At 60.0% G+C, this 10,856-nt stretch carries 11 protein-coding genes; 5 read left to right on the top strand and 6 right to left on the bottom strand.

The genetic code is table 11. The features are described from left to right. Positions 1 to 442: 442 nt before the first annotated feature. Entirely contained in the window at positions 443 to 751 is a 309-nt protein-coding gene (locus ACRC0P_RS12975; RefSeq protein WP_438631566.1) for an addiction module antidote protein, read from the bottom strand. Positions 752 to 848: 97 nt separating this feature from the next. After that, positions 849 to 1,184: a tyrosine-type recombinase/integrase gene (locus tag ACRC0P_RS12970; RefSeq protein WP_438631568.1), complete on the bottom strand. Its 336-nt coding sequence runs from the start codon at positions 1,182 to 1,184 to the stop codon at positions 849 to 851. A gap of 403 nt (positions 1,185 to 1,587) precedes the next feature. On the opposite strand from ACRC0P_RS12970, the gene ACRC0P_RS12965 reads away from it, so the two are divergent. The 3 genes from ACRC0P_RS12965 to ACRC0P_RS12955 all read left to right on the top strand — a co-directional run bounded on the left by ACRC0P_RS12965 (position 1,588) and on the right by ACRC0P_RS12955 (position 2,227). Further along, positions 1,588 to 1,731 carry a hypothetical protein gene (locus ACRC0P_RS12965; protein ID WP_438631564.1) on the top strand — a complete coding sequence of 48 codons (144 nt, stop codon included), beginning with the start codon at positions 1,588 to 1,590 and terminating at the stop codon, positions 1,729 to 1,731. A 65-nt stretch (positions 1,732 to 1,796) separates the two neighbouring features. Beyond that, the gene (locus tag ACRC0P_RS12960; protein WP_438631562.1) at positions 1,797 to 2,021 is read left to right on the top strand and encodes a BrnT family toxin; all 225 of its coding nucleotides are present in this window, start codon (positions 1,797 to 1,799) and stop codon (positions 2,019 to 2,021) included. 5 nt (positions 2,022 to 2,026) lie between these two features. Further along, complete coding sequence (locus ACRC0P_RS12955) at positions 2,027 to 2,227, top strand: hypothetical protein (protein WP_438631560.1); 201 nt, start codon at positions 2,027 to 2,029, stop codon at positions 2,225 to 2,227. A gap of 164 nt (positions 2,228 to 2,391) precedes the next feature. On the opposite strand, the gene ACRC0P_RS12950 is transcribed toward ACRC0P_RS12955, so the two are convergent. From ACRC0P_RS12950 to tkt, 4 genes are all read right to left on the bottom strand, one after another. Next, entirely contained in the window at positions 2,392 to 2,808 is a 417-nt protein-coding gene (locus tag ACRC0P_RS12950; RefSeq protein WP_438631558.1) for a hypothetical protein, read from the bottom strand. 180 nt (positions 2,809 to 2,988) lie between these two features. After that, a complete protein-coding gene (locus tag ACRC0P_RS12945) occupies positions 2,989 to 4,908 on the bottom strand; it encodes an FG-GAP repeat protein (RefSeq protein WP_438631556.1) in 1,920 nt (639 codons plus the stop codon). A 229-nt stretch (positions 4,909 to 5,137) separates the two neighbouring features. Then, positions 5,138 to 6,184 (bottom strand): type I glyceraldehyde-3-phosphate dehydrogenase, encoded by a 1,047-nt coding sequence (gene gap, locus ACRC0P_RS12940; protein WP_438631554.1) that lies wholly within the window; start codon positions 6,182 to 6,184, stop codon positions 5,138 to 5,140. 69 nt (positions 6,185 to 6,253) lie between these two features. Then, positions 6,254 to 8,257, bottom strand: a complete 2,004-nt coding sequence (gene tkt, locus ACRC0P_RS12935; protein WP_438631552.1) for a transketolase — start codon at positions 8,255 to 8,257, stop codon at positions 6,254 to 6,256. A gap of 187 nt (positions 8,258 to 8,444) precedes the next feature. On the opposite strand from tkt, the gene ACRC0P_RS12930 reads away from it, so the two are divergent. Continuing rightward, a complete protein-coding gene (locus tag ACRC0P_RS12930; protein ID WP_438631550.1) occupies positions 8,445 to 9,389 on the top strand; it encodes a metalloregulator ArsR/SmtB family transcription factor in 945 nt (314 codons plus the stop codon). A gap of 157 nt (positions 9,390 to 9,546) precedes the next feature. Continuing rightward, complete coding sequence (metK, locus tag ACRC0P_RS12925; RefSeq protein WP_438631548.1) at positions 9,547 to 10,767, top strand: methionine adenosyltransferase; 1,221 nt, start codon at positions 9,547 to 9,549, stop codon at positions 10,765 to 10,767. The last annotated feature ends 89 nt before the right edge of the window (positions 10,768 to 10,856 follow it).

Below are 10,856 nucleotides of genomic sequence, written 5' to 3'. Positions count from 1 at the left end.
CTTACGATATCGTGAAGACCGGTTAGTGACCGTAGGGTGCGCCGTGCGCACCAAGGAGCGCTGGCCCCCACATCAACCCTGAATGGTGCGCACGGCGCACCCTACGGCAGGAACCGGTGCGGAAATTACTTTGCGGTTTACGTATAGATGACCCGAAGAGCTACACACTCCGGCACAGCACACAAACCTGATCCCCATAGTAATTGTCAGAGTAGTTGCACTCAACAGAGCCCGACTGCCCGGTCGCTTTTATAGCCGTGGATTTATTGACGATAGCTATGACGGCTTTCATTGTCCCCTCCTATTATCGTGAACACAGGCAGGGTAGCGGGGGCCGGCTTTCAGGTTAAATGGATTTTGTCACTGCAGATGATAGTCAAGGCCTATGAGTTGGTGTTCGAGGGGCGGCGGGGCCTGGCTGGCGATCAGTGAAGCAAGGCTTTCAGACCGCTTGGTGCGGCCCTGTATCTCTCTCAACCTTCAGCTTTAACCCAAGCCCGTGGATGACCTTGGTGAAGCTGGACAGTTTGGGGTTGCCGCTTGCCGAGAGCATTTTGTACATACTTTCGCGGCCCAGGTGAGAACGATTGGCCAAGCCAGTAATACCGTCTTCCTGCGCTTCGGCGATGTTGCGCAGGGCCGTCAGGATAACAGCCGGGTCACCATCTTCCAGCGCTTCACTCAGGTATTCCGCCGCCACCTCGGGATCACGCAGGTACTCGTTGTGGGTCACTCTGACGTTACGTGCCATAAGGATTCCTCCGCCTATGATCTTGCCAGTCGGCATAGGGGCTTTTCCCCTGCTCGTCGGTGTACTCGTTAATCGTGTTGTTCATTTCCGGCATCCCCTACATTGTATCCTGTGAGATACAGACTGCTATCAAACTCTTTTCCTCTTCGGCCCGCTCGTTATCCAGAGCCTCGAACAGGGCGTCGGGGGTCGAGGGCTCCCCCGCCCCCTCTGCGCCTGCCTCCGCCTTCAACCTGACCGGGTGGATGCGGGTGTAGACGTCCCGCAGCTTGCGGAGCGAGACATGGGTGTAGATCTGGGTGGTGGAGATGTCGGCGTGGCCGAGCATGGCCTGGATGAAGCGCAGGTCGACGCCGTTTTCCAGCATCTGGATGGCCATGGTGTGCTGGAACAGGTGGCAGGCGCCGGGCTTGTCGATACCGCAACGGTCCAGCAGGTCGCGGGTCAGTTGGGAGGGGCGGGGTGAAGGGGGCGCCGTGGTCGTTGAGGAACAGCTGGCCGCTGCCCGGGGGCACCACCGACATCACCCCCCGCCAGCAACCGCATGCGCCGGGCCGGGTTGATAATCTAGCTCAGGCGCATGTGCGCACATTCTCATCGCCGTAGCGGTTGGCATCCGCCTCCAGGTTCAGACTTGGTCCCAAATTCAGGCCAGCGCCCAAACCACCGGCCAAGCCATTGGCGTGGCGCCCGCCATTTTATGGTTCTTGGAAATATAAAACGCGAATTTCAGCGCTTAAAATGTCAAATGCAAGATGCCCCCTCGCATGTGAGTATGCAATGGGTATACTGTCCTCGGAACTCTCGGAATTCAGCGGATCGCCGATATCCTGCAGGTGAGCCAGGATGAGCTGGCGGGGCGCAAGGAACCGAGCGAGCCCAAGATCCATAACCCCGAGCTCTACAGCCTCTACCAGCAAGTAGATCACCTCTCCGACGAGGAACAGCGGGCCCTGATCCTGGTGATGACAGCCTTGTGAAGAAGTCGCAGATGAGTAAAGTCATCGACAATAGGCGCGCCTGAGCGCCGGGGAGAGGCTGAGGGGTGCAATATAATTTCGAGTGGGACCCGGCCAAGGCCCGCAGCAACCTGCGCAAGCACAGCGTCAGCTTCGAGCTGGCGAGCGAGGTGTTCCGGGACTCCAGACAGCATTACCTGGTGGTGGTGCACACCTACCGTCAGCAACAAGCGGAGGATACGGTGGTGATCCGGCTGGTCTCCGCCAGGCCAGCCACCAGACACGAGATTACGCAGTATCAGAACGGGTGAACAGCATGCGTGACGAGTACGATTTTTCCAAAGGTGAGCGCGGCAAGTTCTACGATGCCGGCGCCAAGGTGCATCTGCCTCTATACCTCGATGCCGAGGTGCTGGATTACTTCTCGGCCAGAGCCAAGGCCAAGGGGGTTGAACTCAATGTCCTGGTCAATGATCTGCTCAAGAAGGACATTGCGCTGATTGAAGGGGTTAAATAACAAAGCCCCGGAAAATCGCTCTGCCGGGGCTTTGATGACTTTCGAGGTTGCGGATCAAACGACTCCGACCCTAATACCGCTACCCTAAGGACTGACCCTCGTCCCCTTAGCCGCCGTTTATTTAAATGATTTTTTTCACTGCCGATGATAGCGGGGAGTTATAACTAAAAGCTGTAACTCAGGCGTAGATTCCCGGTATTCTCACCACCGTAGCTGTTGGCATCCGTCTCCAGGTTCAGGCTGTCTCCCAGATTGACACCCAGGCCGACACCACCACCCAGCCCACTCGCATAGCGCCCACCGACTGCGCCCCCTTTGAACAGCAGATAGACAGTGCCAGCGGTCCTGTAAGTGGCAAAGACACCGCCGAAGCCACCGATATTGTCATTGGTATACTCCCCGTGCACACCCCACCCACTGGTGCCCTGGTAGCCTAGGTTGATGCCAGGGCCGCTGGCGGAAGGCGTGGAATCGATACCACCGGCGTGGATTCCAGCATAGAAGCCATCCGGCTTGGCCACAGACAGCGCGGGCAGGAACATGGTTGCCATTGCGCAGGCGGTTAGAGTTTTGTACTTCATTTACTGCTCCGGATTTTATTGTTCTTGAGAATATGAAACGCGAATTTTAGTGCCTAGAATGTCAAACACATGCCTGACTCTCACCCGTGATGCGGCCCCTGGGCAGAACCACATGGGATATTCGAGCCATTTAAATCGGGATCAGTCCCGGTCCGGCATCTTTGTACCCTTAGGTTCTCATCAATAGAGATAAACGGCACCAGAATTCTTACAGCCGTTATCGTCCTGTTTCTCTTCACCGCCGACCCCGAGGCCGCAACTACTTTCGCCAGGAGCACCCACGGCCAGGGTGTTGCCATCAGCGGAAATAGATACTCCTATTCCAAACAGGTCATAGGATTCCGGGTTGGATGCCTTAACGTAAACAGGAAGCTCATTATTTCGATAAACATCGACCGCCCCAGAGTAGCGAGACTCAGAATTATGTTCACTACCAATCCCAGTGCCACTGCCATGTGCTTCATCCCGACTAACCACCAAAACGCTTCCATCGGCCGATAGCGCCAGCGCAGGACTAATGCTGCTGCCTGGAGCACTAATGTATTGGTAATTCTCCGGCTTTGGCCACATGCGGGCTCCGGTATCGTCCTTGTCGGCTTTATAAACAAAAACACCGCTTGAAAATTCGCCAAGCTCGTCTTCAGCGCGAACCACTCCAATGGCCAATGTTCCTCCGTCAGCAGATAGCACAACAGGGCTGCCATATATGCCCCAGGGCTCAACACCTGCATATTTTTTCACTTGCCCCCAGGAGCCTTCCTCTCCGCCATGTAAAAAAATGTACACTGTACCAACGCCAAGGATTTCATCACTCACGGATTTGTACGGTGCACCGACAACAACTGTTTTGCCATCAGAGGACACAGAAAGTGAGGTTCCGAAGCGATCCCCTGTTTCACTATCATCAGCGGTAAGTATTGTCTCAAGCTCGTTCAGACGATCATACACTACTGCATACCCGTCTCCCGGTACGCCTTCTGGAAGAAGCGGCGTAGGGGCTCCAGCCGCGAGAACCATACCGTCGGCCGATAAGGACAAGGCTGTACCCAGCCGTGCGTAAGCTGTAGGGGTCGCAGACACAAATTTGCCGTCCGGCTGCCATCCATTCTCGCTGCGCACATAGAAATAAACTGCCCCCGTCTCCTCTTGATCGGGAGTGTAGCTTTCTAGTGGTGCACCTATTGCCATGGTGTTTCCGTCTGCAGAAATCACTACGGAGCTACCGAACCGAGCCTCTCTCGTAGGAAACGATGCCCAAAACTGCTCGGTTTGGACCCAACCACCTTCGCGCTTCTCATACAAGTAGACAGTCCCGGCGCCAGCAACGCTATTACCCGACTCATCCACAAAACTGGTATTAGCAGCGCTCACTGCCAGCGTCTCGCCATCAGGTGAGAGCGTAATGACTGAACCAAACCAATTTCCTGCCTTCATAACTGGCGCCTTGAAGTAACCAACCAAGCGCGCGTTATCGATATTCGATATCGGCAACGCATCAGAGATGGAAACATCTTCGCCATCTTTCACCGCTACAAGTTGATAGCGTGCACTGGACCACTGCGTAAAGTGAAGAGACTCCAGCTCCACAGGTACACTGGTTGCGCTCCCGGAGATGTCATCCACAACAGAGATGAAGCCTGAAGACCCATCCGGATTAACCTCAAGGCGGAAGCTGTCTGGATTGGATTCTGTGTTCCATGTGAACTTGAGCGTTTTGGGGTTGGCCAGATCGCCTCCCGGGGTTATTTGGGCGCTAGTAAAAGCATAGGAAACCCGCGGCTCCCCACCGGAGCTACTGCTCGAACTGCTGCTACCGGAAGAATTATCACCACCGCCCCCGCCTCCACAAGCAGAAAGGCCGAATGCGATCGTCAGCGCTAATATAGCTTTGCAAAGTGTCTGCGCAAGAATCACCGCCATACGGCTGATTGAACATCTCATAGCACTCAAGCCCTTCTTTGGTTGTTTGTTGCCTAGGTGAAGATATCTATCGTCGTTAGCTGCGTGCTGACTGAGAAAATAAGCAACCGAATCTGTCTCACTATTGCCCCCATCGATTCCAATTAACCTTTCATCCTGAACTTGTTCTTGATGCATCATGCAACGCCATCTCGGCAGCATCGAACGGAAGGCCGGGAAGTTACATCAGGTTGCGGAGAAAAGTGAAGCGTTCTGTGATCACACTACATCACACCACTGCCTTTCCTGCACAACCTGACTATTGATGCAGCCCGGCAGGGCGACATTGAACGATATATGAGCGAATTCACATCACCATCGGCGCGGGCTCGCACGAAGAAAGATAAATTGGGATCAGAAGATCTGGCGCTCAATTTCCGAGCGCCAGCACCCTCGCCACATCCACCATCCGATTAGCAAACCCCCACTCATTATCAAACCAGATCAAAACCTTGACCAAGTGGCCACCGGCCACCCGTGTCTGACTGGCATCGACAATACCGGAGCGGGAATCGTGGTTAAAATCACAGGAGGCGAGGGGTTCTTCGGTGTAGCCGAGGATTCCGGAAAACTGGTTTTCCGCGGCGGATTTGAGCAGGGCGTTGACTTGGCCCTGGGTGACGGGTTTGCGCAGTTGCGCGGAGAGATCGATGGCGGAGACATTGACGGTGGGGACGCGCATGGCCTGGGCTTCGAATTTTCCGGCCAGGTGCGGGAGTATGCGTTCGATGCCGCGGGCGAGGCCTGTGTCCACCGGGATAATCGAGGTGACTGCGGAGCGGGTCTTTCTTAAATCCGTGTGATGGTAGGCGTCGTTTACCGGCTGGTCGTTCATCGCCGAGTGGATGGTGGTGATTACGCCGGCTTCTATGCCGAAGGCTTCGTCCAGGGCGGAGATTACCGGTACGCTGCAGTTGGTGGTGCAGGAGGCGGCGGAAATGATTTTTTCATCGCCGGTGAGTGTATTGTCGTTGACGCCGTAGACAATGGTGGCGTCCACGTCTCGGCTGGCGGGCTGGGAGAAGAGTACTTTTTTTGCGCCGGCTTTCAAGTGCAGTTCGGCGCGTTCGCGCTCGCTGAAGCTGCCGGTGCATTCGAGCACTATGTCCACCTGTTGGGCGGACCAGTCGAGATCCTCCAGGTGTTCGCGGTGGGTTACGGCGATGGGGTCGCCGTTGATGACGAGTATGCCCTCTCCCCCGGCCCCTCTCCCAGAGGGAGAGGGGAGAGTGGAAACCTCACCGCTGAAACGGCCGTGCACGGAGTCGTATTTGGTGAGGTGGGCGATGGTGGCGCAGTCGGCCAGTTCGTTGATGGCAACGATCTGCAGGCGGTCGCGGCTGCCGGATTCGTAGAGGGCGCGAAGTACGCAGCGGCCGATGCGGCCGTAGCCGTTGATGGCGAGTCTTACTGGCATTCAGGCCCTCTCCCGCGCCCCCTCTCCCCCGGCCCCTCTCCCGCAAGCGGGAGAGGGGAGCTCTTTGAATTAACCCAGCAGTTTTTCCACTGTGGCGACAACATTTTCCGCGGTGAAGCCGAAGTACTCCATCAGCGCGCCACCGGGGGCGGATTCGCCGAAAGTCTTCATGCCGACGATGGCGCCGTCGAAGCCGACGAATTTGTACCAGTAATCGCCGTGCCCGGCTTCCACTGCGACGCGGGTGCGCACCGCAGACGGCAGTACGGATTCGCGGTAGGCTTCTTCCTGCTCCATAAAGGCTTCGGCGCAGGGCATGGAGACCACGCGGATTTTACGCCCGGAGAGTTCCTCCTTGGCGGCGATGGCCAGTTCCACTTCGGAGCCGGTGGCGATGATGATCGCTTCCGGCGCGCCTTCGCAGTCCGCCAGCACATAGCCGCCGCGTTCGATCTGTTTGACCTGCGCTTCGTCGCGCCCCTGGGGCGACAGGCCCTGGCGGCTGAATATCAGTGCGCTGGGGCCGTCCGTGCGGCTCACGGCCATTTTCCAGCTGACCGCGGATTCGGTGGCATCGCAGGGGCGCCAGGTGTGCAGGTTGGGGGTCGCGCGCAGGGCGGTGAGCTGCTCCACCGGCTGGTGGGTGGGGCCGTCCTCGCCGAGGCCGATGGAGTCGTGGGTGTAGACAAAAATCACCCGCTGCTTCATCAGCGCGGCCATACGCACGGCATTGCGCGCGTACTCCATAAACATCAGGAAGGTGGCGCCGTAGGGCACGAAACCGCCGTGCAGGGCGATGCCGTTCATAATCGCGCTCATGCCGAATTCGCGCACGCCGTAGTAGACGTAGTTGCCGGAGGCGTCGTCGGCACTGATGCCCTTGGAACCGGACCAGATGGTGAGGTTGGAGCCGGCCAGGTCGGCCGAACCGCCGAGGAATTCCGGCAACAGCGGGCCGTAGGCGTTTAGCGTGTTCTGGCTGGCCTTGCGCGAGGCGATCTTCTCGGCTTTTTCCTGGCACTCGCGGATGTACTGGTCGGCCTTGACCGGAAAATCCGCCGGCAGCTCGCCGCTGGAGCGGCGCTCGAACTCCGCCGCGAGTTCGGGGAACTCTTCCTGGTAGTCGGCGAAAATATCTTTCCACTCCTCTTCCTGCGCCAGGCCCTTGCCGCGCGCATCCCAGCCCGCGCGGATCTCCTCGGGGATTTCGAAGGGGGCGTGTTGCCAGTTGATGGTCTCGCGCACCAGGGCGATTTCGTCGTCGCCCAGGGGCGCGCCGTGGCACTCCTCGCGGCCCTGCTTGTTGGGGGAACCGAAGCCGATCACGGTCTTGCAGCAAATAAGGGTGGGCCTGCCGGTCTCCGCGCGGGCGTCCTCGATCGCGGTCTTGATCGCCGCGGAATCGTGGCCGTCCACCCCCGGGATCACATGCCAGCCGTAGGCTTCGAAACGCTTCGGGGTGTCGTCGGTAAACCAGCCCCGCACTTCGCCGTCGATGGAGATGCCGTTGTCGTCGTAGAAAGCGATCAGCTTGCCCAGCCCCAGGGTACCGGCCAGGGAGCAGGCCTCGTGGGAAATACCCTCCATCAGGCAGCCGTCGCCCAGAAAGGCGTAGGTGTGGTGGTCCACCAGCTCATAGCCGGGGCGGTTGAACTGCGCCGCCAGCACTTTCTCCGCCAGCGCCATGCCCACCGCGTTGGTGACGCCCTGGCCCAGCGGGCCGGTGGTGGTCTCCACCCCGGGGGCGTAACCGTACTCCGGGTGGCCCGGGGTCTTGGAGTGCAGCTGGCGGAAATTCTTCAGCTCCTCCATCGGCAGGTCGTACCCGGACAGGTGCAGCAGGGAGTAGAGCAGCATGGAGCCGTGGCCGTTGGAGAGCACGAAGCGGTCGCGATCGGCCCAATGCGGGTTGGCCGGGTTGTGTTTCAGGTAGTCGTTCCACAGGACTTCGGCAATATCCGCCATCCCCATGGGCGCGCCGGGGTGGCCACTCTTGGCTTTCTGGACGGCATCCATGGACAGGGCGCGAACGGCGTTGGCCAGCTCGGTGCGGGACGGGGTGCGGGAAGGCATAGGACTCAACTCTCTGGGGTCGGTGTGGGGCCGGATTTGTCGCGGCGACAAAAATGAGGGCGTATTTTCCCGTAATCGCCCCGCCGGCGCAAAGGCTGTCTGGCCGGTCCAGCCCGCCAATCTGTCGCAAATATACCTATATCAAAAAATTTTGATATAGATTGCAGGCGCTGCTAGACTGCTCGCCATGCCTCAATCCCAGCACTCCGACAGCGACGCCATCCCCCGACTGGCGGCCCGCCTCAAGGCGGCCGGCGACCCGCTGCGCCTGGAGATACTGCGCCTGCTGAGCCAGGACTCCTACAGCGTGCTGGAGCTGTGCCGCATCTTCGACCTGCGCCAGCCGGCGCTCAGCCACCACCTGAAGGTGCTGGCCCAGGCGGGCCTGGTCAACAACCGGCGCGAGGGCAACAACCTCTTCTACCGCCGCGCCGGCGACAGCGAAACCTTGCAGCAGCTGTTCTCCGGCCTGGACCGGCTGCCGCTGTCCGCGGAGCGGGCCGAGGCGGTGGAAGCGGTGGCGCAGGAGCGGGCCGAGGCATCGCGGCGCTTCTTCGCCGACTACGGCAACCGCTTTCGCGAGCAGCAGGAGCTGATCGCCGGCTACGAGGTCTACGGCCCGCAGGTGGCGCAGCTGCTGAAACCCGGCGCCACAGCACTGGAGGTGGGGCCCGGGGAGGGGGAGTTCCTCGCGGAACTGGCCGGGCGCTACCAGAGGGTCACCGCCCTGGACCTGTCCCCCACCATGCTGGAGCGGGCACAGCAGTTCGCCGCCGGGCGGCGGCTGGACAACATCGAATTTATCTGCGGCGACACCCGCGAGGCATCGGCGCGGCCGCGGAGTGCGGACAGCGTCGTGGTAAATATGGTGCTGCACCACACGCCGGAACCGGCGCAGATCTTCCGGGACCTGCAGGCGGCGCTGAAGAGCGGCGGCCAGCTGCTGGTGGCCGAACTGCAGGACCATCGGCAGGACTGGGCCCGCGAGGCCTGCGGAGACCTGTGGCTGGGCTTTGCCCCGGAGCAGTTGCAGGGGTGGGCGGAAGACGCCGGCCTGAAGAGCGGCCGCAGCGTGTACAGCGCGCTGCGCAACGGTTTCCAGATTCAAATACGCGAATTTATCAAGCCCTGATGGTGGATGCGCCCGGCGTGGATGCGCTAACGCTTACCCACCCTACAGATGCGCGATAAGCCCGACGTAGGGTGGATAAGCGTTAGCGCATCCACCAAAAGACGTTGAAACAGAGATTTTTATTTTTGCCGCAGGCAAAAAACAAGGAGACTGCCACATGAGTGAATACAGACTGTTTACCTCGGAGTCCGTATCGGAAGGACACCCGGACAAGATCGCCGACCAGATTTCCGACGCATTACTGGACGCCTTGCTGGCCCGCGACAAACAGGCCCGGGTGGCCTGCGAGACCGTGGTGAAAACCGGCATCGCGATTATCGCCGGCGAAATCTCCACCACCGCCTGGGCGGACCTGGAGGAACTGGTGCGCAAGGTGATCTGCGATATCGGCTACACCTCCTCCGACGTGGGCTTCGATGGCGAGACCTGCGGCGTGCTCAACGTGATCGGCAAGCAGTCCCTGGATATCGCCCAGGGCGTGGACCGCTCCAAGCCGGAAGACCAGGGCGCCGGCGACCAGGGCCTGATGTTCGGCTTTGCCACCGACGAGACCTCCACCTTTATGCCCGCCCCCATCTACTACGCGCACCGGCTGGTGGAGCGCCAGGCGGAAGCGCGCAAATCCGGCCTGCTGCCCTGGCTCCGCCCGGATGCCAAGAGCCAGATCACTTTCCGCTACGACGAGCAGGGCAGACCCTGCGCCATCGACGCGGTGGTGCTCTCCACCCAGCACAATCCGGAGGTGAGCCAGGCGGACCTGCGCGAGGCGGTGATGGAGCTGATCGTGCACCACACGCTGCCGGCGGAATGGCTGCACGCGGACACCAAATACCATATCAACCCCACCGGCAACTTCGTGATCGGCGGACCCGTGGGCGACTGCGGCCTCACCGGACGCAAGATCATCGTCGACACCTACGGCGGCATGGCCCGCCACGGCGGCGGCGCCTTCTCCGGCAAGGACCCCTCCAAGGTGGACCGCTCCGCGGCCTACGCCGGCCGCTACGTGGCCAAGAATATCGTCGCCGCCGGACTGGCCAGCCGCTGTGAAATCCAGGTCTCCTACGCCATCGGCGTGGCCGAGCCCACCTCGGTGTCCATCAACACCTTCGGCACCGGCAGGGTGAGCGAGGACAAACTGATCGAACTGGTGCGCGAGCACTTCGACCTGCGCCCCTATGCGATTTCCAAAGCACTGGACCTGTTGCACCCGATGTACCAATTGACCGCCGCCTACGGCCACTTCGGCCGCGAGCCCTTCACCCACACCTACAACTGGACGGACGCCAACGGCGAGGCGCGCAGCGAAACCTTTACCGCGTTTCCGTGGGAGAAGACCGACAAGGCGGAGACGCTGCGCGCGCAGGCGGGGATTTAACGGGACCCGGGACTCGCACGATTGTGCTGTAGGAGCGGGCCATGCCCGCGATCAGGCTGTGTTGTTGGCACTTTGGATCGCGGGCATGG

Source organism: Microbulbifer sp. (genome assembly GCF_051659245.1).
Lineage (GTDB): Bacteria > Pseudomonadota > Gammaproteobacteria > Pseudomonadales > Cellvibrionaceae > Microbulbifer.
Note: the sequence above shows the minus strand (reverse complement) of the source record. Positions and strands in the feature narration are given on the sequence as shown.